The organism is Candidatus Chlorobium masyuteum (assembly GCF_011601315.1).
Taxonomy (GTDB): Bacteria; Bacteroidota; Chlorobiia; order Chlorobiales; family Chlorobiaceae; genus Chlorobium; species Chlorobium masyuteum.
Genome location: NZ_JAAORA010000004.1, coordinates 45,934 through 64,859, shown reverse-complemented (window position 1 = coordinate 64,859; position 18,926 = coordinate 45,934). Strand labels below are relative to the sequence as shown.

18 protein-coding genes and 1 other RNA gene are annotated in these 18,926 nt (G+C 47.9%); 14 read left to right on the top strand and 5 right to left on the bottom strand.

Going from position 1 to position 18,926, the window contains the following annotated elements:
- Nucleotides 1-52: 52 nt before the first annotated feature.
- The 11 genes from bcp (at nucleotide 53) to G9409_RS08335 (ending at nucleotide 9,708) form a co-directional block, all read left to right on the top strand.
- The gene (gene bcp / locus G9409_RS08385) at nucleotides 53-529 is read left to right on the top strand and encodes a thioredoxin-dependent thiol peroxidase (protein ID WP_166808346.1); all 477 of its coding nucleotides are present in this window, start codon (nucleotides 53-55) and stop codon (nucleotides 527-529) included.
- 9 nt (nucleotides 530-538) lie between these two features.
- On the top strand, nucleotides 539-1,102 hold the full coding sequence (locus tag G9409_RS08380) for a YqgE/AlgH family protein (protein WP_166808345.1): 564 nt from the start codon (nucleotides 539-541) through the stop codon (nucleotides 1,100-1,102).
- Nucleotides 1,103-1,217: 115 nt separating this feature from the next.
- Nucleotides 1,218-1,621, top strand: a transfer-messenger RNA (tmRNA) gene (gene ssrA, locus G9409_RS08375).
- 173 nt (nucleotides 1,622-1,794) lie between these two features.
- Entirely contained in the window at nucleotides 1,795-3,123 is a 1,329-nt protein-coding gene (locus G9409_RS08370) for a tyrosine-type recombinase/integrase (RefSeq protein WP_166808344.1), read from the top strand.
- Between the two features lie 115 nt (nucleotides 3,124-3,238).
- Complete coding sequence (locus tag G9409_RS08365; RefSeq protein ID WP_166808343.1) at nucleotides 3,239-4,591, top strand: hypothetical protein; 1,353 nt, start codon at nucleotides 3,239-3,241, stop codon at nucleotides 4,589-4,591.
- Nucleotides 4,592-4,663: 72 nt separating this feature from the next.
- Nucleotides 4,664-4,894 carry a helix-turn-helix domain-containing protein gene (locus tag G9409_RS08360; RefSeq protein WP_166808342.1) on the top strand — a complete coding sequence of 77 codons (231 nt, stop codon included), beginning with the start codon at nucleotides 4,664-4,666 and terminating at the stop codon, nucleotides 4,892-4,894.
- Nucleotides 4,894-5,175: a helix-turn-helix transcriptional regulator gene (locus G9409_RS12115; protein ID WP_166808341.1), complete on the top strand. Its 282-nt coding sequence runs from the start codon at nucleotides 4,894-4,896 to the stop codon at nucleotides 5,173-5,175. Before G9409_RS08360 ends, G9409_RS12115 begins: the two co-directional genes overlap by 1 nt.
- The gene (locus G9409_RS08350) at nucleotides 5,172-6,599 is read left to right on the top strand and encodes a DUF3987 domain-containing protein (RefSeq protein ID WP_166808340.1); all 1,428 of its coding nucleotides are present in this window, start codon (nucleotides 5,172-5,174) and stop codon (nucleotides 6,597-6,599) included. Before G9409_RS12115 ends, G9409_RS08350 begins: the two co-directional genes overlap by 4 nt.
- 34 nt (nucleotides 6,600-6,633) lie before the next feature.
- Nucleotides 6,634-7,467, top strand: a complete 834-nt coding sequence (locus G9409_RS08345) for a primase C-terminal domain-containing protein (protein ID WP_166808339.1) — start codon at nucleotides 6,634-6,636, stop codon at nucleotides 7,465-7,467.
- Nucleotides 7,468-7,810: 343 nt separating this feature from the next.
- Complete coding sequence (locus G9409_RS08340) at nucleotides 7,811-8,152, top strand: hypothetical protein (protein WP_166808338.1); 342 nt, start codon at nucleotides 7,811-7,813, stop codon at nucleotides 8,150-8,152.
- 20 nt (nucleotides 8,153-8,172) lie between these two features.
- Nucleotides 8,173-9,708, top strand: a complete 1,536-nt coding sequence (locus G9409_RS08335; RefSeq protein ID WP_166808337.1) for a tetratricopeptide repeat protein — start codon at nucleotides 8,173-8,175, stop codon at nucleotides 9,706-9,708.
- A gap of 118 nt (nucleotides 9,709-9,826) precedes the next feature.
- Here the strand turns inward: G9409_RS08335 and G9409_RS08330 are convergent, their stop codons facing one another.
- The gene (locus G9409_RS08330; protein ID WP_166808336.1) at nucleotides 9,827-10,222 is read right to left on the bottom strand and encodes a transcriptional regulator; all 396 of its coding nucleotides are present in this window, start codon (nucleotides 10,220-10,222) and stop codon (nucleotides 9,827-9,829) included.
- Between the two features lie 176 nt (nucleotides 10,223-10,398).
- On the opposite strand from G9409_RS08330, the gene G9409_RS08325 reads away from it, so the two are divergent.
- Nucleotides 10,399-10,755: a hypothetical protein gene (locus G9409_RS08325; protein WP_166808335.1), complete on the top strand. Its 357-nt coding sequence runs from the start codon at nucleotides 10,399-10,401 to the stop codon at nucleotides 10,753-10,755.
- Nucleotides 10,756-10,848: 93 nt separating this feature from the next.
- On the opposite strand, the gene G9409_RS08320 is transcribed toward G9409_RS08325, so the two are convergent.
- Nucleotides 10,849-11,661, bottom strand: a complete 813-nt coding sequence (locus tag G9409_RS08320) for a hypothetical protein (RefSeq protein WP_166808334.1) — start codon at nucleotides 11,659-11,661, stop codon at nucleotides 10,849-10,851.
- Between the two features lie 1,925 nt (nucleotides 11,662-13,586).
- On the opposite strand from G9409_RS08320, the gene G9409_RS08315 reads away from it, so the two are divergent.
- Nucleotides 13,587-13,745 carry a hypothetical protein gene (locus G9409_RS08315; RefSeq protein WP_166808333.1) on the top strand — a complete coding sequence of 53 codons (159 nt, stop codon included), beginning with the start codon at nucleotides 13,587-13,589 and terminating at the stop codon, nucleotides 13,743-13,745.
- A 614-nt stretch (nucleotides 13,746-14,359) separates the two neighbouring features.
- On the opposite strand, the gene G9409_RS08310 is transcribed toward G9409_RS08315, so the two are convergent.
- Together G9409_RS08310 and G9409_RS08305 are read right to left on the bottom strand one after the other, a co-directional pair.
- Nucleotides 14,360-14,704: a hypothetical protein gene (locus G9409_RS08310; RefSeq protein WP_166808332.1), complete on the bottom strand. Its 345-nt coding sequence runs from the start codon at nucleotides 14,702-14,704 to the stop codon at nucleotides 14,360-14,362.
- A gap of 23 nt (nucleotides 14,705-14,727) precedes the next feature.
- Complete coding sequence (locus tag G9409_RS08305; RefSeq protein WP_166808331.1) at nucleotides 14,728-15,231, bottom strand: hypothetical protein; 504 nt, start codon at nucleotides 15,229-15,231, stop codon at nucleotides 14,728-14,730.
- Nucleotides 15,232-15,530: 299 nt separating this feature from the next.
- Between G9409_RS08305 and G9409_RS08300 the strand changes: the two genes are divergently transcribed.
- Nucleotides 15,531-15,989 carry a helix-turn-helix transcriptional regulator gene (locus G9409_RS08300; protein WP_235923275.1) on the top strand — a complete coding sequence of 153 codons (459 nt, stop codon included), beginning with the start codon at nucleotides 15,531-15,533 and terminating at the stop codon, nucleotides 15,987-15,989.
- Nucleotides 15,990-16,061: 72 nt separating this feature from the next.
- On the opposite strand, the gene G9409_RS08295 is transcribed toward G9409_RS08300, so the two are convergent.
- Nucleotides 16,062-18,863 (bottom strand): class I SAM-dependent DNA methyltransferase, encoded by a 2,802-nt coding sequence (locus tag G9409_RS08295; protein WP_166808329.1) that lies wholly within the window; start codon nucleotides 18,861-18,863, stop codon nucleotides 16,062-16,064.
- Nucleotides 18,864-18,926: the final 63 nt, after the last annotated feature.

Genomic DNA, 18,926 nt, shown 5'->3' with positions numbered 1-18,926 from the left:
GTCAGGAGATTTAGATGCTAAAACCTTTTACTAACCAGAATAAGTTTCATTTATGGCAATATCAATACTTGAAGAAGGAACTTCTGCTCCTGCTATTTCGGCGCTTGATCAGGACGGAAAGCCGGTCACCCTTGAAGAGTACCGTGGCCGGAAGGTTATACTCTATTTCTATCCCAAGGATGATACTCCCGGCTGCACAAAGGAGGCTTGTGCTTTTCGTGATAATTTCCCTAACTTTAAAGCATTAGGGGTTGAGGTTCTTGGCGTGAGCGTTGATAATGAAAAGAAACACAAGAAGTTTGAGGAGAAATATCAGCTGCCATTCCGTCTGGTTGCCGATCCTGAAAAGAGTATTGTTGAGGCTTACGGTGTCTGGGGTCAGAAAAAATTCATGGGACGTGAATATATGGGAACCAGTCGGGTAACCTACCTGATTAATGAAGAGGGTAAGATTGAAAAAGTGTGGCCGAAAGTCAATCCTTCGGAACATGCGGAGGAGTTGCTTAACTATCTGCAGAAAAAAACCTGACAGTACAGCATGGTAAACGAATTTGAAAAGCTTAAAGCAGGCAAACTTCTGCTCGCATCAGCCAATCTGCTTGAGTCGAGTTTCAAGCGGACCGTGCTGCTTATGTGCGAGCATAATGAGAAAGGCTCTCTTGGTTTTATCCTGAACCGTCCGATGGAGTTCAAGGTATGTGAGGCTATTGCCGGTTTTGAGGATATAGAGGAGCTGCTGCACATGGGCGGGCCGGTACAGGTTGATACCGTTCATTTTCTCCATTCAAGGGGCGACCTGATAGAGGATTCACTTGAGATTCTTCCCGGGCTCTTCTGGGGGGGCGACAAAAACGAGCTGAGTTATCTGCTCAACACCGGTATCATGATGCCGTCTGAAATCAGGTTTTTTCTCGGCTATGCCGGATGGACTGCCGGGCAGCTTGAAGCTGAGTTTGACGAAGGGTCATGGTACACGGCTGACGCATCGAAGGAGCTGATATTCAGTGATGCCTATGAGCGGATGTGGAGCCGTTCAGTCCGCTCCAAGGGCGGAGAGTACCAAATCATTGCCAACGCGCCCGAACTTCCGGGACTGAATTAAGGGTTGCAGCAGGGCAAGATGCCAAGAATTAACGGCAGGTGATTTTTGTTGTTCGTGAGAGTCAAAAAGCATATATACCACTGCGATTGAAGCGTTACGCTACGTTGTCGAATATGGGGATGACAGGCTTTCGACAGGGCAGGTGTAAGATGGAGTTGCACTCCGAGTTTCAGCATGGATGGACTCGTTAAAGAAGTCTATGCAAACAATAGATGCAGACGATTATTCGTATGCAATGGCTGCCTGATTAGCACAAGTTAATTAATCAGCCATCGTCCGATGAGGGAGGCGCTTACTCTGAAGCCACCGGATGGCATAACCCGCGCTTGAGCTTCGGTTCGCGCAAGTAAGCCCCAACTGTTTTTGCCTGAAAAAACATGCGGGTGATACAAAGAGGGATAGTGAACCGAACTTTACAGGTGTAGCACCGGTTCATGAAACACTGAACACCTGGGATGAGTGTGGTAGCTTTATCGAGCAATGTTCTGGACGCGGGTTCGACTCCCGCCATCTCCACAAGCAAGAAATCTGGTGACATCCAGAAAAGTCCGAAGACCCCTGAGAAATCAGGGGTCTTCGTGTTTTTGGTGTCTTTTGTTGTCCGGTGTGGTATTGCTTAATCCAGCTCTTTTAGGTATAATTATAGGTATAGGTAGTTCAGTATATTGATTCGGAACTAAAAAGTTATACCTATGTCGAGAAGCGTTCTTCCATTGTCAGCTAAAAAGGTAGAGGCGGCTAAGGCTACCGAGAAACCACAGACGCTCTTTGATGGCGGTGGTTTGTTTTTGTTTATTCCTGCCAAGAAGTATAGCAAGGATGGGAAGCAGTTACCTGTTTCGAGGTGGTGGCGTCTGAAGTATACCTTTAGTGGAAAGGCTTGCATCATCTCTTTGGGAACCTATCCTGATATAAGCTTGGAGGAGGCGCGTGAGCGAAGGCAGAAGGCCCGAAATCTGCTTGCCAATGGTATCAATCCAAGTGAGGAACGAAAACAGCGGAGTGCTGCCGAATTACTGTCAAAAGAGATTGAGCGGAATACTTTTGAAAGAGTGGCGCGGCTATGGCTTGAGGTGGCGCGGACGGAGTGGACGGATGGTCATACAAGAACGGTTATTAGCCGACTTGAAAGGGATATTCTGCCTCCATTGGGAAGCCGTCAAATTTCTGATATCACCACAAAAGATGTTCTGGCCGCTCTGCGGCTGGTTGAGGAGCGCCATGCTTATGAGTCAGCTCATAGAATCAAAACTATTATTGGTCAGGTTTTCAATTTTGCGATTGTCAGCGATATTCCCGGTGTTGAAAACAATCCTGCGGCTGGTTTGAGCAAAGTGCTGAAGCAGCCCAATAAAAAGAGTATGGCGGCTATTCTGAACCCTGACAAGTTAGGCCGCTTGTTGGTGGATATTGACAATTACGCAGGATCTTTTGTGGTTCGTTGTGCACTGAAGCTTGCGCCTATGTTGTTTGTTCGACCCGGTGAGTTGCGTAACGCGAAGTGGAAAGATATTGATATGGAGAGGCTGGCCTGGCAGTTGCCGGTTGAGGATACGAAGCTGACCCTTAAAGAGAAGGCCAAGAGGAAAGGGCAGGTTCACACGGTTCCTCTTGCCCGGCAGGCTGTTGAGGTGTTGCAGGCTCTTCAACCTTTTACCGGTAGCAGCGAGTATGTTTTTCCCGGTCGGGCTGCCTCAAGGGTACTATCAGAGAATACGGTTAATCAGGCATTAAGAACCATGGGGTGGGATCAGGAGACCGTGACTGGTCATGGTTTCAGGGCAACAGCACGGACCATGCTTCATGAGACTTTGGGGTTCAGCCCCGATGCGATTGAGGCACAGCTCGGGCACAGGGTGCCGGACCGGTTAGGGGCGGCTTATAACAGGACACAGCATCTCGATGAGCGTACCCGAATGATGCAGGCATGGGCAGACTATCTGAATAATCTGAAAGGTGGCGCGAAGATTGACGATGTTGATGCGTTACAATCTCTGCCGTTTATCAGGCTTGTCAAGTAACACTTGGCGAACACACACCATTATCCGGAAAATGGTAAATAGCGCTTTTTTACTTCAATTTTCTTATACTTAACATCTACTCACTTCATTTTTCATTAAAAAATGGGGGCGCTGGATGGGTAATTTTAAGGCCAGTGAGAAGGATATCCGGATAGCTGTAACTAATGCCATCAGGGCATTACTGGAGGGAGAACACGCCATAAAGGATTCTGCTACAAGAAATTATGCCCGCCTGAAAGAGCTGCATTGGGAGAGATGGGATGAGAAAAGCAGGGCGGCTGCTGAACATGACCATGCAGAGCAGCTCCTTACTTTTACGACAAGTTTAAAGGCTGTAGAGGAGAAGTATCAGCAGGTGGCACTTGCCATGGCCAACAGCTCCCTTGCAGATGCAAGAGATGCGCTGATTGACGGCAAGCTGGTGAAAACTATCTCTGAGGGAATAAAGAGCCTTCAGGCAAGGATTGAGGCGCAACGGGGAATTGAAAACCGCGAAGCACTGAACTCTCTTGACATGGCGGCTGTAATAGAGCGATTCGACAGGTGCTGTTTGGGTGCTGATGATTATTGCGATGTTATCCAGTGGCTGACGCTGATATCGGCGGAGAGATGGCTGATGGGTGAATTTAACCCTGCAAATCAATCGCTAAGGTTGTTTGAGTGTAACGTGGAAGCTACAGGCTCAGCGTGCGCAAACACTCCGGCAATTGAGGAGGTTTATGCCGCGATGGCGTTTGTGAATGCGGTTCAATGGTATATGAACCATGCTCCGGAAACGGAAGCACGTCAGGATATAAAAAAGATGCGGAGTATTGTTGCTGACTATGGCCAATCGGAGATGCTCTACCGAAACACCGAGCAATTGAAAAAAGCGATACAGAGTGATCTCTGCCTGTTTTTTTTGATCAACAACGTCTTTGATGCTAAAAAGCTTGTCCTAAAGCAGTTTATCACGGCGGACCTCATCAAGCGGCATAAAAAGAATCCCTATTTGTTTCAATTCCCTGAAGCCGGAACGCATGAGGTGCGTGCATTTTTTGAGCTGGAGAGTGCTGAGAACTGGTTTATGAGTAAAGGGAAGTTTGCTCCCAAAGCAAAGGGCGCGAAACCGGAGGAGAGGAACACAACAGCGACGGCAACCAGCAGCACTGTTGACGTAATACCGCTACGCGACTGGAGAGCTGAAAACGAGGTGTACAGAATCGCGGGCGCGCATAAGCCGGGTGAGCGGTGGCCGAATTGTATTTTTGATGAGCTATTGGCAATAAAAAAGAGGACCAGCGAAATCAATTTAAAGGTATGCGAGCGGCTTTGCGGACTCTCCGGTATAAGCGATCAGGCAAATGCATTATTGAAGGCATGGAAAGATCATAACCTGGAGAAAAAAAGAAAGGCACGAAACAGGCACGATAGAGGCACGAAAAAAGCACGGTTTGAGCACGTAAGCGAATATAAAGGAACGCTTTAACATTGATTAAGCGTGCTCTGTATTGCAATTTATAGTTGTTCAATGATTCTTCAACTATAATGAAGCAATGCAATGGAAACCATCCCCCCCCTCCAGAAGCCGAAACGGAAGTTTATCAACCTTGATAGTCTGGTTTGGTATGCAATGGAGATTTACGATCTCCCTATTTCAAAGATTTCAATTTATCGCGCCGTAAAAAGCGGATCGTTGCCGTCAACCAAGAAAAACGGGCGGTTGCTGTTTCGTATTACCGATGTCGAAAAGTGGATTGAGGGAACCTCCGAGAAAATGGGAGGTGCGTGATGCATGTAACAAAATTCTATCGGCTGCGGGACATTATCGGAGACCGCAAACAGGGAATTCCAAGCATTTTGCCAGTCTCGCGAGCAGCATGGTATGCAGGGATAAAAGAGGGGCGGTATCCCAAACCCGTAAAACTTTCGGAAAAGACTGCCGCATGGCGGGCAGTTGATATTGAGATGTTGGTGGAAAGGCTCAATAATGGGTGCTGGAACGTACAGGCGGAGCAGCGAGGCCTGGATGGAATACAAAAGCCTTGCGGGAGAGGAGGCCCGGAAGCATGAGTGATGCCAATGTTTCAATCGGGCCTCATGAGATGCGATTGCAGGAGGCAAGACGGCGGCAAGCGGCACACACCAATGAACTACCCCGTTTTCCCGAGGTGGCGGTGTCTGATATTTTTTTTGCTCCGGTACTGGACTACCTGCAGTCGATGACTGATGCTCCACGGGAGTTTTTGTTTGTGAGCATGTTTATGACCTCTGCTGCCGTGATTGGCAACAGGGTTTCGATGCAGGTTGGAAGCCAGAGGGTCAAACCCAACCTCTACGGGCTTTGCCTTGCCGGTTCAACGGTTGGGAGAAAGACGACGGTGGTTTCTTTTTGCACAAGGTATTTGCGAAGAGCTGAAGAGCTGCTGCAGGAGGAGCAGATCAAGTTCCGGATGCCGGATTCAGGAAGCCATGAGGGGTTGATGGAGAGCATGCGGGAGCCCCGGCTTATACCGAAAACAGAGGGACAGGGCGCGAAGCGGATTCGGAGTGAGGAGATGGAGCAGAAGGAGGTGATGAACTCAGGAATTGCCTGCTACAGTGAGTTTGCGAGCTTTCTTGATAATCTCCGTAAGGATTACAACAAGGGTATGGAGTCATTCATCCTGGATGTTTATGACGGCAACAGCCATACCCGGCAGTTGAAAAACGAGCAGTCGAGGATTGTTAATCCATGCCTCTCTATTTTTGGCGCGTCTACCCTGACTCAGTTTCTCCAGCGAATAACCGAGAAGGACAAGCATAGCGGCTTTTTGCAGCGAATCTGCTATTGCTTTGTGGCGGAGCATCGAGGAAAGATGAAGTCGCTGATTGAGAACAGCACTCCGGATGAGGGCATGGAGGCATTGATTGCCGGAAACCTTGAGAAGATATTCCGGACGGCATGCCTGATTGAGCAACAAAGCATAGAGATCAAGCTCTCTGTGGAGGCGCGGGAGATCTATCAGCACTCTTTTGAGGGCGAGCATGAAGAGCTTGCTGAAATCGCCAAAAGCGATGCCGAGTTTTCGGGCGTGCTGATGGGCTATCAGGGGCGTCTTGATATGATGAAGTTCAAGGCGGCGATGATCTATCTGGTGGTTGAAGAGACCAACCGTATTGCCGAATCAAACGCTCCGCCGGTTCTTTTGATAACGGGCGAGATGATGAAGCGGGCTGTGGCACTGATACGTTATTTCTGGAAGACCATAAGCTACCTCTTGATGAACCACTTCAAGTTCACCCCTTATGAACAGCGGATGAAACGGGTGATCGATATTCTGACCAAGCAAGGGGGCGTTATGAACCGCAGAAAGCTGCTGCACAGAACCGGATGGAAGGCAAAGGAGTTTGAGGAGGTGATCAGCACCGGCATTGAAACGGATGTGTTTGCCTTGCAAGAAGAGCGACAGGGATCGGGACAATCGACCAAATTCATTCAACTTTTGGAACATTAGCCACGAACACCTTGAACACCTAAAGCCTTTATCCATGCGGCTAAAGACGTTCAAGGTGTTCAAGCTCAAATTACTCAAAAACGCTATGGAAATGCATGACGGGCGTGTGTTGATTTCATGCAGCAAGCACACGGCGGAAGGGTTCAAGGCGATACGGATTCCCTTTGACCGGGTAGAAGCGATGGCGCGCTTCCAGGGAAATTACTCGGCCACAGCGTTCCGGGACGGGTATCGGGATGGGGAGCATGCGCTCCAGGGGCAGGAACTGATTATTCTTGATTGTGATGACCGCTATTCGATTGGTGAGGCCATGGTAGATTTTGCGGATTTTATTGGCCTGATTGCGACAACCCGTAACCACATGAAAGAGAAGCATGGGGTGATTGCCGAGCGGTTCAGGGTGATACTGCCAACGGACAAACCGATTTTGCTTGAGCGTGAAGCCTTTAAGTTAATGATGGCTGAAGTGATGGCCTGCTACAACCATGCTGACAAGGCCTGCAAGAACATTGACCGGATGTATTACGGATTCCCTGATGCCGAAGTGTATTACCTGGAAGGAACACAATTGTTTGACTGGGCGCTTTTTTACCGGCGGGCTCTCGTGCGGCAAAGAAGAGAGAAGCTGCTTGAAGCTGGCCGAGCCCGGAACAAGAACAAAAGTGCAACGCTGAAGAGAAGCTACAAGAGCTTTTTCATGAAGCGCTTTGTACCGGGGAACCGCAATAATACCCTCTATCAGCTTGCCTGCTGGATGAGAGATGAGGGAGTTGAAGAGTGTGACCGCTTGTTGCTGGAGCTGAACCAGAGCTCCGGATGCCCGCTTGATGAGCATGAAGTGAGGAGGATTCTCAGACAGGTTCAATGATGGCGCCACTATAAATATTTTTTCGCAATTCGATTGCATCGTTGGTAAGTGCTCAAACTGCCGACGACATTTAAATGAGAGGTTCTGAGTTATTTGATTTGCCTTTTGTCGATGAGCTAAATAATTATTTTAAATCATATTATCAGGTTTATGGTTAAAAACGATGAGCTTACTATAAGCTTTTCCTGCTGGGTTTTAATTATCGAGAACGTGTGATGTTTTTAGGCGCAGAAATGCTGAAATATAAATGCAATAAATTACTTTGTAAAGTGTGCCTTGGTCAGTTTACACCAGAACGTATTAACGACTTTGCTCACAAAGGATGATGAATACATCCTTTTGCATGAAACAGAAAATCCTGAGAACCATGAAGGAATGGGTTATTAAAGTTGTTATTGCGCTTTTAGTATTTCTATGCCTCTCTTTTTTTATGCCTGTTTTGGTCACGAGTGAAGAAACTTTGCCTGAATGGCTGAGAAGCCCTCATGTTCAATTTCTTATTAGCCTGATTGTTGCGGTTATTTTTGGCTTCAATCCCAGCACAACTTTATTGTTTAAAAACAGATTAAACATTAGCGGAAGCGAAAATGAAGTAAAGCAAGGAACGGGAAGTTCTGCAACAGGACAGCCCGGTATGAATACAGCTAACATTAAGGGAAATAAGAACAAAACCGAGCAAGGATAACTGATCAATATTGAAAAATTATGGAGTGGAAATGGAATCATATCAAGATTGATGGGAACAACAATCTCGTCCTCCAAGATATCGACGGGAACATGACAACTATTGCGATCAATGCCTTTATTGAAAAGTTCACTAATGAATTGAAAGAAGAGATCCATTTGCTGTATGGTAGACTGAGCGATAAAGAAAAAATCGAAACCCTTTCAGATATAGTAAGAGAACAGCTCCAGGATGAATTAAAAAAAGCTATCGATGCTAAAGCTGGCCTTGAAAATCGTATTACCACGTTATTAGAAGAGTTCAAGAACAAGGATATATCCACAACGGATAGCCTTTATCAAGAAGCATTTTCGCTGTTCATGAATGGGAAATTAGATGAGGCGCTTGTCGTTCTTGATGATGCGAAGCTTGATGAAAGGGCACAAGAAGTAAAGAATGAACAGAGACAGGTAGCAGAGACGTTTTTGCTTAAAGCGCAATTGCTTCAGCTCACATTTGCTTTTGAAAAAGCCGCCAAAAACTTTGAAAAAGCTATAACAATATTCCCTGACAGGCAAACATACCTCACCGCAGCAAACTTTTATGCTTACCTCAATGATTATAAAAAAGCTGAGCCGCTGTATAAAAAAGCTTTACTGTTAGCAGAAAAACCGCAAGAGCGGGCAACGACGCTGAACAATCTGGCTATTTTGCAAAAAGCCAAGAACGATTATGGAACCGCCGAGGAAGGGTATAAGGAGGCTCTTGCAGTCTATCGGCAACTTGCCGAAACCAACCCGCAGACCTACCTGCCGGATGTCGCCATGACATTGAACAATCTGGCTGTTTTGCAATCCCATCAGAACGATTATGGAACCGCCGAGGAAGGGTATAAGGAGGCTCTTGCAGTCTATCGGCAACTTGCCGAAACCAACCCGCAGACCTACCTGCCGGATGTCGCAACGACATTGAACAATCTGGCTATTTTGCAAAAAGCCAAGAACGATTATGGAACCGCCGAGGAAGGGTATAAGGAGGCTTTGGCGATAAGACGGCAACTTGCCGAAACCAACCCGCAGACCTACCTGCCGTATGTCGCAACGACATTGAACAATCTGGCTAATTTGCAATCCGATCAGAACGATTATGGAACCGCCGAGGACGGGTATAAGGAGGCTCTTGCAGTCTATCGGCAACTTGCCGAAACCAACCCGCAGACCTACCTGCCGTATGTCGCAACGACATTGAACAATCTGGCTAATTTGCAATCCGATCAGAACGATTATGGAACCGCCGAGGACGGGTATAAGGAGGCTTTGGCGATAAGACGGCAACTTGCCGAAACCAACCCGCAGACCTACCTGCCGGATGTCGCGGGGACGCTCATTAATGTTGGCATTTATTATCATGATGCAGTGCCTGACCAGCATCAATCACTTGCATGTATTACAGAGGCATTAAACATAATATTACCTTTAATAGAGCGCTTGCCGAATACAAAAAAATATGCGGCGGTAGCATTTCAAGTGCTCGTAGCTTGGGGTATTAATCCCGAAGAGTTTATCAGGCAACTGTAATTACACAATGTCTCTACTTTGTATTTGATTTGTTGTATAACATAGATCATGTGACACAAGTTCTTTTAGTGGAGCGGTTTATAGACATTCTATGCCCCGTAATAATGAATCTTAAAGGCTACTCTGATAGCCTTTTTTTTATGGTGTCGATGAGTTTGTTGAGTTTGAGCAGTTCGTTGTTGATGCTGATCACTTCACCTTGCAGGTGTTGGATTTTATCACTGCATTGAGTGAGCAACGTGTCAAGGTTTTGGTCCGGGGGAGGTGAAGGCAGCTCCGGAGCCCCTTTTTTGCCGTAGATGATGTAGTTGACGTCAATGCCGACAGCTTCGAGCCTGTCTCGAAGGATGTTGCCGATGCGGTTATAGCCTGCAATATAGGGCGCGATGATGGATGAGTCTTTGGCGCCTATTGCCTGGCAGAGCGATACCTGTGTTTTAAACTTCTTTTTAATCTCCCACCTGAGACGTTTTGCCTCTTCTGTATACGGCCTTGGTTTAGATATTTCTTTCATCTTTGTTGCTATATTTCTATTGAATATTTGATATAAATATCAAATATAGAGAATAAAAGCAAACAGATATCAGTAAAGATAAGTGTTGAACGGGGTCAGCGGGAGATCAGTTAACCGGATAAAATGGATGGGTCTCTTTCTATTTCCCCATTTCCCCGTACAAAAAAGGAAATGCGATGCCGGCGCCGAAGATAACAGCGGAAAAGATCGAGTGCATTGTGGATGTGCTTGGTGCGGGGCACTACCGCGAGGTGGCTTGCAAGCTTGCGGGTATTGACCGGAAGACACTTACGAACTGGCTTAAACGGGGCGAGCGGGAGCAGAGCGGCCTTTACCGGGAGCTTTATACCGGGGTTATGCAGGCGGAGGCAAAGGCGGAGGTGTACCACTTGAAGAACATCGAGACTGCATCTGTAAAGAACTGGTTTGCTTCGGCATGGTTTCTTGAGCGGAAGCATCCGGAGCGTTGGGGCAAGCGTGAGGTTCCGCCTGCCGATGACCGGGAGAAGGATGAGGTTGTGGTGATTGGGTGAGGGAGCCCTTAACCGTTGAGGCAGGTAGTAAATTGAGGGGCGCGAACTCGGCTTGCCGGCTTAGCGAGCCCATCTCGAACGAATAGTTAGGGCTTATGGACGTTTACCTTCTGCGTCGAGTGACTCGCGTAATAGATATAGCTCATCAATGAGTTTCTGGATATCGGCAATCAACTCAGTTAGGTTTGGAGGAGGCAAGTGCGAGGCCTTGTTCGGAAGGCTTTGAAGCGCGAACGCTGGGTTAACTGCAATGAACTGTTGTGCTCCTGCGGCTAGGAGACTAATACTGAAAATGCTCCCGGACATCTTAATGATGAGATCAACGCATTTTCCGGGTAGTAGATTGTATGCCTCCCGATCGAGCAAAGCTTCGTATCGACCTTCAATAGTCGGAGCAATATGCGAGAGTGGTAGTATAGGAATACTATCTTCACTCAACAGTTTTTTCACGTACTCAACTCGGCCTTTTAGATCTTTGGTTATCGAAATGAGGTGGTGCGTAGTCCGAACAATATCTGTTCTTCGCTTGTCTTCGCGAACAATATTGTCGTTAATGATGAGTCGATTAGCGACTCGTGCAACAAGGAGGGCTGCGATCACTGGAATGGATGACGCAAGTGGCGACCAAAGCTTGTCGAGCTGACCTTTGTACACAAGGAATGTTACACAACCTGCTAAAACTACCAGAAGACTCATCAGTACATATGTCAGTGCGTCAATGTCTCGATCAGCGCGGCGAAATTCGTTAAGCAGTTTTTGGATCATATTCTCACCTTCGCTTGAGCCAAAAAAAATAATAAGAAGGATCCGCATAAGGTGCGGATTTTTGAATTGTAGCCCACAAAAGAAACTAAATGCGTCTGTTGCGAAGCGAGTAACTAAATAATGTACGCAGAAGTTCAGCATATTCCACTGTTGATGCAGTATTATTGAGCACAAAAGCGAAGCTCATCGCCGGGAGGCCGACAGGGTATGACTGTGATTGAAGAACGACCTGGAGGCCGAGCGGCGGATGCCTTACGTTTGCTGATTTGGGCGCTCTTCGGCTGTTGCGCGACAAATGAGCGGGTATGATTGACCTTTATAATGGCGTTGCTGAGGGATAATTGCGGCTGTGGTTTGGTGGAGTGAAGGCGGGACGGTTGCCCGCTTTTTTTTGCAACCGGCGTGACTGAACGGAGCCGAACCTTTGCTGCATGGTTGGAACGCCAATGGACGCCAAATCAACATTCTTTTTTATTGGCGCGATGGTACCCCCCATTGCGCCTGTGCTGGCCCGGCGGAGTGCGAGAGCAATGGCAGTAGCCTGCCCTTTGCGACGGTTGGAAGAAGAGAGCACAACCGGCTTACCCCTGACGCCTGAATTGCGGTTGCCCGCCTGACTGATGCTTTACATAATAGTCCCGAGATTATGCAACGCCGTACCCGGTGTGCGACCGGAGGGAGCGGATACATAATCTCTATTATGTAATGCGGGCCGCCCGGCTTGCCCGGGTGCGCCCTGTTGACATGAACGCCAAATGAGAGGTGAGAATAGAAGCGGCGAAGCCAAGATATGCCCTGCCGCGAACCGTTCAGGGAGCGGCTTTGCTGTGGAGCGACAGCGGAATCTTTGCCGGCTCTTGCGCGCTCTTCATGAGGGGCGGGATCCCCCCGCTTTTTCTTTTTGTTTGCGTTGCGTGTTTCCAGCTTGCGCTGCGCTCTTTTGTCTTCTTCCGCGCCCCTTTTACTGGCGCGCTTCCCCCGGCGCCCGCAGCTTTTGGCGCCTCTTCTCTCCCTGGGGTTTATGGTTACCACCGGTGTGACCGGTAAGCGCTGGTGGCGCATCGGAGCTGGAGCGGTAAGCGGCTGAAGTGGAGCTGTTGTGAGGCACGAACAGCGCGGAACGGCGGCTGCGTGCGCGGAGGCGGAGTGCGTAACACAGGCGCTTCTTCGGTGAGCTGTCGGCTTACGGCAGAGCAATGGTTAAGCGGAGGCTTTGGCGGGGCACTTGCTCCCCCCATTACTGCAAGTGGCATGACAAAGCCGGAGTGAAACCTTTGCGTCCTTCCCGTCGGAGTGTGTGCTTCCGGATCACGCTCGTGCTTGCGCAAATGGAGCGAAGCGGAGTGCGGCGCCTCATTCTTTTTGTGTGGCTGTGCAGTGTACTCACAGCACGGGCACCTTGATTGAGTCCATTGAACTGACGGTTCAGGCAAAGCAATGGCGACCCATGTTTTTCGGGGGAGCCTTTGCGGGGTATCGGTCGGAGTGAGAGCGACCGGGCAGTCTGGCGTTCTTGCCGAGTACCGGAGCTGGAGGGCGAGAGCGGAAACGGAAGGATGGACGGTGCAAGGGACGCCGCACCGACCACCTGGAGCGTTAGCGACGACCCGCAGGCGGAGGCACGGAGGCGTGGCGCCTCTTCTGTGAGCTTACGGCCTACGCAGAGCAATGGATGCAGGCGCACCTGAAAAAGCCGCTCCTGGAGTTCTGCGGCTCTTGAAAGGTTCGCCGCATTCGTTGCGGCTTTCCGGTCGAAGTGTGCGCTTCCGGATCACGCTGTGCTGCGCAAACGGAGCTAAGCGGAGTGTAGCGCCTGAAGGGAGCAAGGCGAAGGACTGGGACGCGAAAGCGGATCCAGTCCGAAGCTTGGCGTTTTCTCTTTGAGCTTTCCCGTGTGACCCTGACGGCAAAGCGGTCAGGGTCACACTTTCCCTGGCTGTTTTTTTTGTTCCTGCGCCTGTGCGGTAGTCTGCACTGGTGCATCTGCTGTGAGCTGACGGTTTACCGGAAAGCAATGGTTGAACGGGGGCTTTGGCGAGTCACTTGCTTCTTATTCTGCAAGTGGCATGACAAAGCCGGAGAGAAACCTTTGCGGCCTTCTCGTCGGAGTGAGTGCGACAGGGGGCAGTCTGGCGACCTTGCCGAGTACCGGAGCTGGAGGGCGAGAGCGGAAGCGGAAGGATGGACGGTGCAAGGGACGCCGCACCGGCCACCTGGAGCGTTAGCGATGTCCCGTAGGCGGAGGCACGGAGGCGTGGCGCCTCTTCTGTGAGCTGCCGGCCTTCGCAGAGCAATGGATGCCGGCGCTCCTGAAAAAAGCTGCTCTTGGGGTACTGCGGCTTTTGAAAGGTTCGCCGCATTCGTTGCACCCTTCCCGTTGGAGTATGAGCTTCCGGATCACGCTTGTGCTGCGCAAATGGAGCGAAGCGGAGTGCAGCGCCTGAATGGGAGAAAAGCGAAGCCTGGTGTTTCTTTGTGAGCTTCCCCCTGTGACCCTGACGGCGTAGCGGGCAGGGTCACACTTTCCCTGGCTGTTTGTTATTGTTCCTGCGCCTGTGCGGTAGTCTGCACTGGTGCATCTGCTGTGAGCTGACGGTTTACCGGAAAGCAATGGTTGAACGGAGGCTTTGGCGAGTCACTTGCTTTTCATTCTGCAAGTGGCATGACAAAGCCGGAGAGAAACCTTTGCGGCCTTCTCGTCGGAGTGGGAACGTCCGGATCACGCTCGTGCTTGCGCAAATGGAGCGAAGCGAAACCATGTATTAAATTCACAAAGATCATGTGCGCTACGTGGCATTATCGATCAACACACACTATCGCACCGTCGGGAGAACAAGCCTTAGCTCATAGAATGAATTGGTATAACGATACCTGTCGCAGAAGCAATTGCCTGCCAGATAACGCCGATCACGGCATTCCATATTTTCTCAATGGTGATACTCACTATACCTCTAAGCGTCTTAACGAAGTTGGTGGCCATGTCTTCAATTCCATCCAGAAAAAAATCCCGAGTTTCATCGGTGATCTCTCCAGTAGTAATACCTCCAGCAACGTATGCGGCCTGCAATGCAATAGCTTTAACCTGCCTATCTGAAAAACCACGGACAGTAGATATATCACTGTTAATAATTCGTGTAGACACGTTTTTGATGTCAGCAATTAGTTGATCAACATTGATTGTCATTTAATATCTCCCCAAAATTTGACTTAACGTTCCAAGAATGATTCGTAGGTTATTGCTTGATCCATGTATATGACTGTCTGGTTCTTAAAGGCCTGCACTTCAGTAGCAGTAACACCCTGTGCTCGATCTGTATCTCTCATCCTCTTAAGTGTCAGGGAAATCTTGCCAATAGCCGTGGCACTTGGGACTTCATCATTTGTTAGGGTAGGAATACCTCTCTTCTCAAGCCATTTGTTCACGGCCTCGTTAGCCTTTGTTTTAGGAACAGGGCGCGCTTTTGCCTGAACTTCAAGGGCATCGAGACTGCCAATGATCTTGTTATAGATATCAGTGCGTGTTGAATATGACTCCGGCTTAAGTCCGCTGGATGCTGAAGCAAAAAGCGTCATTGCGTCCTTGTTTGCGGCTGTAATTCCATCAACAATAGCTTTATCATACAACGGGGCTAACTGTGTGGCGCAACCGACAATCAACGATGTCAGCAGAATAAATGCAGCAAGATTCAAACGATGTAAGATAACTTTCATATAAAGCCTCCTTTGTAGGTTGGACTTCTAACGGTTGAATTCATCAGCCTGTGATATAACAGGTTACCTCTTACCAAAGTGCTATTAGAAGGATAAAACCGCTTGATGTAAGCATAAAACTAAATCGGTATATTTCAAGAGAAATATACGTAATCAGATTGCAATATCAGAAATCAGGTATGTATTTTCTTTTTCCATAATCTGAAGTGTATACATCTGCACTTTCAAACCTGGAATCTCAATAATTCCAATGATTAATGAGCAACAGACAAAAAACGACGGTGAGATCTGCTATTGAGTTGGAAAGAGAAGTTGCTGCCCTCAAGGCAAGAGTAGAAGCGCAGGTGCTGCAACTTGCACGAATTACAGGATCAAATACTGACAAGAAAGAGCAATTGGGTAAACTCCTTGACCTGGCCTATGCGTTGGACGTGGATTCAACACAGAAAAGAGTAATTACAGATACCTGTAAGAAATTGATCAAAACCACGGTTACAGAAATGCAGTTGAATATGGAGCTCACGGAAGCTGATTCGGCTTTCCTTTCGACTCTGCAGAAAAGATACCCCAACCTGAACCATCGGGAGCTGAAAATCAGCCTGCTTGTCAAACTGAACTATGAAACAAAGGAGATTGCCCGATCAATCGGCGTTTCGACAAGGGGAATGGAAACAATACGCTACAAAATTCACAAAAAACTCGGCATAGGGAAACACATATCCATGAAGAACTACCTTACCGAGCTTGTGGGTGGTTGATGCTCAAAGGAATAGAAACGAATACCATAATTACAACCATTCAAACCAACAAGGTTGGAAAAAGCATGTTTATTATTTCTTGTTCGGAAGTTTACGTTTTGTGTTTTTTTTCATTGCATGGGTGAGGGGTTCGGCGTATTTGGTGTAGAGTTCGAAAAGGTATTCTAGGCGTTCGAGTTCGGTTTTGAAGGGTGATCGGCGGTAACAGGTATCGACAGCTTCATCCAGCTCCCGGTGTGCTTTGTGCAGCTCTTTTGGCATGGAGAGCGGGTCGTAGAGATCGGCGAGAGTTGAGCCGGGGAAGAGTTCACGTACTGAGAGCACTGCCTGGCCTTTTTCTTCAACTTTGGTCTGTTGCTTTTCGCTGACGGCTTCGGGAAAGGGGTAGTTGTTGTAAACGATGTTGTTTGAGTATCGGTAACGACCTTCTAAACGTCCGCATACCGCCCGCATCCATGCCATGTGCATGGTGCTTGTTAAAATCCCGAAATGGTATAGGGTTGCGTTGGGAACAGCAGAACAAGAGTTATGAAGTATGTTTTCCTTTGAAAAATATCCGATAGGAACAAACTTGCGATGCTCAGAAGAGTGGAGAGGAATAATAACATAATCCGTTTCCGGTTGACGTATTTCCCCAAATAGATATGACATTTCTGCTAATTGTACTGTAGATACTTTTGTGCTTTGCATCCGAAAATCTCTCACAGCTTCTACCCTTTTCACAATTTCCGGCAGATTCCGCCACTCATTGGGCGATACCTCTTTTAACCATAAGCACCACCGATTTTTCCCATTGATAAATTCATGGGCGCTAATTACTCGCCGAATAAATTTTTCGGCTTTTGGTTCTTTTCTCAACAAATCATCTTTTTCTGCATCATCTAAAAAAAGATTCCCATCATCAACAGGTTTGCTGCCATAAAGCATTTCTGGAATATTACATAGCGGTTTGTTGCGCGAAGGAATGACAATATCGGGAGCATCGACAAGGTATGGATTGATATTCTTCACATGAACTTCATATGCTTCGCTTTTCGGGGTTTCGTAGTCGAAGAGCCGTTTGGTTTCATTTTGGCCATTGCATGAAAAACCAATGATGACACAAAAAACCTGCGCTTTGCCTCGGGCTTCATTGCTCCATTTGAAGGTACGGTGTGCAAAACTGATCTTGATACCTTTTGAGAGCAAGAATTGCCAGAGTACAGCAACCTGTTCCCCCTGGGTAATACTATTAGTGGATACGAATGCTACTTTTACAGAGCTTTTTTCAATGAAAAGTGCTGTTTTAATATACCAGAGCGACACATAGTCGAGGATTCTATAGTTTGGCAGACCTTTGGTTTTGAGTGGCTGGCATAGAAAATCCATATCGGCCATTTGGGCAACATTACGGTTTTGTTTGCCGATGAAGGGCGGATTGCCAAGGATAAGAAGGTTCTCTTTTGATGGAAAGAGTGTTTCCCAATCGAGGCGGATCGCGTTGTCACAGAAAATATTTGGGGAGTGAACAAGTGGCAGGCGGACGTAGGTTTGACCGAATGCTTCGGAGAGCCGCATGTTCATTTGGTGGTCGGTCAACCAGAGGGCAACCTGGGCAATGCGAACAGGAAATTCTTCGATTTCGATGCCAAAGAACTGGTCAACATCAATTTTTGACATAACACTGACATCGGTTTCGAGCTGGGTATTCCCTGCCCTATAGCGTACTGATGTGAGAGTGAGGTATTGGCGCAACACCTCCAACTCGAGCAGACGCATTTCACGGTAGGTAATGACCAAAAAGTTGCCACAACCACAGGCTGGATCGAAAAAGCGCATGGAGGCAATTTTATCATGAAAGGCCAGCAGCTTCTTTGCGCTGCTTTTGCTTGATTCTAATTCGAGACGAAGATCATCAAGAAAAAGACCACGTATGACTTTGAGAATGTTTTTTTCTGATGTGTAATGGGCGCCAAGGTTGCGGCGTTTGTTTTTGTCCATTACACTCTGAAAGAGGGAACCGAAAATAGCTGGTGATACCAGACCCCAATCGAAGATGCAGCAATCAAGCAGCAACTGACGCATGGCAGTATCGAAATTGGGAAAACGGAATGTTTCATGGAAAAGCAAGCCGTTGACATAGGGAAAACGGGAAAGCTCTTCATCGAGAGTCTTCTGCCGACTGGCGGGCGGAGTATCGAGCACCTGAAAGAGTTCAGCAATAGCTCTGCCGGTATCGGAACCATCTTGTTTGGTCTTTTCGCGAAGATAGTACTCAAAATCATCTTTTGTATTGAAGATGCCGGTGTCGTCGGCAAAAAGGCAATAAACAAGCCTTACAAGAAAAACTTCGAGATTATGGCCGTCGTAGCCGGAATTGAGCAGTGCATCATGAAGCTGGCCCATTTTTTCAGCTACCTTGATATTGACGGGGTCTTCATCTTTGTAGGTTCGCTCCTGATAGCCAGAAATAAAGCCAAAGTGGCCTATGTACTTGGGCAGGTCTGACAGAGAAAATTCATGTTCACCGCCTTTATCAAGATCATATAGGCGGAAACGGGCAAAGTCGGATACAAGAACAAATTTTGGTAGTTCTTCTTCTTTGAGATTAATAAAGTAATCAAGTGCTTGGGTGTAGGCTTTGTCGAGATCCTGCCCTTTGGATTTGTGTTCAACGACAAGGGTGCCTTTCCAGAAGAGGTCTATTGAACCTCTCTTTTCAGCCAGTTTTTTTACGGGTTCTTCAAAGGTGGCAACACGGCGTCGCGAAATGCCAAAGATCATGAAGAATTCATTCCAGAACGTCTGTGCTTCTGCTCTTTCGCGCGAAACGTCTGCCCATTCATAGGCGAATTTTAAAGCGTTATCACGGATTTCCTTTTGGCTCAGGGGCATGATAGTCGGTGGAAGATATGGAAGAGAGCGCAGGCAAGCAGTTTTAGAGCTGCCAGCACTTAT

Excerpts from the sequence above, each read along its gene's own strand:
- G9409_RS08320 (WP_166808334.1), bottom strand. The coding sequence starts at position 11,661 with ATGCTGAACTTCTGCGTACATTATTTAGTTACTCGCTTCGCAACAGAC.
- G9409_RS08335 (WP_166808337.1), top strand. The coding sequence starts at position 8,173 with ATGGAGTGGAAATGGAATCATATCAAGATTGATGGGAACAACAATCTC.
- G9409_RS08315 (WP_166808333.1), top strand. The coding sequence starts at position 13,587 with ATGACAAAGCCGGAGAGAAACCTTTGCGGCCTTCTCGTCGGAGTGAGT.
- G9409_RS08330 (WP_166808336.1), bottom strand. The coding sequence starts at position 10,222 with ATGAAAGAAATATCTAAACCAAGGCCGTATACAGAAGAGGCAAAACGT.
- G9409_RS08340 (WP_166808338.1), top strand. The coding sequence starts at position 7,811 with ATGAAACAGAAAATCCTGAGAACCATGAAGGAATGGGTTATTAAAGTT.
- G9409_RS08365 (WP_166808343.1), top strand. The coding sequence starts at position 3,239 with ATGGGTAATTTTAAGGCCAGTGAGAAGGATATCCGGATAGCTGTAACT.
- G9409_RS08380 (WP_166808345.1), top strand. The coding sequence starts at position 539 with ATGGTAAACGAATTTGAAAAGCTTAAAGCAGGCAAACTTCTGCTCGCA.
- G9409_RS08305 (WP_166808331.1), bottom strand. The coding sequence starts at position 15,231 with ATGAAAGTTATCTTACATCGTTTGAATCTTGCTGCATTTATTCTGCTG.
- G9409_RS12115 (WP_166808341.1), top strand. The coding sequence starts at position 4,894 with ATGCATGTAACAAAATTCTATCGGCTGCGGGACATTATCGGAGACCGC.
- G9409_RS08345 (WP_166808339.1), top strand. The coding sequence starts at position 6,634 with ATGCGGCTAAAGACGTTCAAGGTGTTCAAGCTCAAATTACTCAAAAAC.
- G9409_RS08310 (WP_166808332.1), bottom strand. The coding sequence starts at position 14,704 with ATGACAATCAATGTTGATCAACTAATTGCTGACATCAAAAACGTGTCT.
- G9409_RS08295 (WP_166808329.1), bottom strand. The coding sequence starts at position 18,863 with ATGCCCCTGAGCCAAAAGGAAATCCGTGATAACGCTTTAAAATTCGCC.
- G9409_RS08350 (WP_166808340.1), top strand. The coding sequence starts at position 5,172 with ATGAGTGATGCCAATGTTTCAATCGGGCCTCATGAGATGCGATTGCAG.
- G9409_RS08360 (WP_166808342.1), top strand. The coding sequence starts at position 4,664 with ATGGAAACCATCCCCCCCCTCCAGAAGCCGAAACGGAAGTTTATCAAC.
- G9409_RS08325 (WP_166808335.1), top strand. The coding sequence starts at position 10,399 with ATGCCGGCGCCGAAGATAACAGCGGAAAAGATCGAGTGCATTGTGGAT.
- bcp (WP_166808346.1), top strand. The coding sequence starts at position 53 with ATGGCAATATCAATACTTGAAGAAGGAACTTCTGCTCCTGCTATTTCG.
- G9409_RS08370 (WP_166808344.1), top strand. The coding sequence starts at position 1,795 with ATGTCGAGAAGCGTTCTTCCATTGTCAGCTAAAAAGGTAGAGGCGGCT.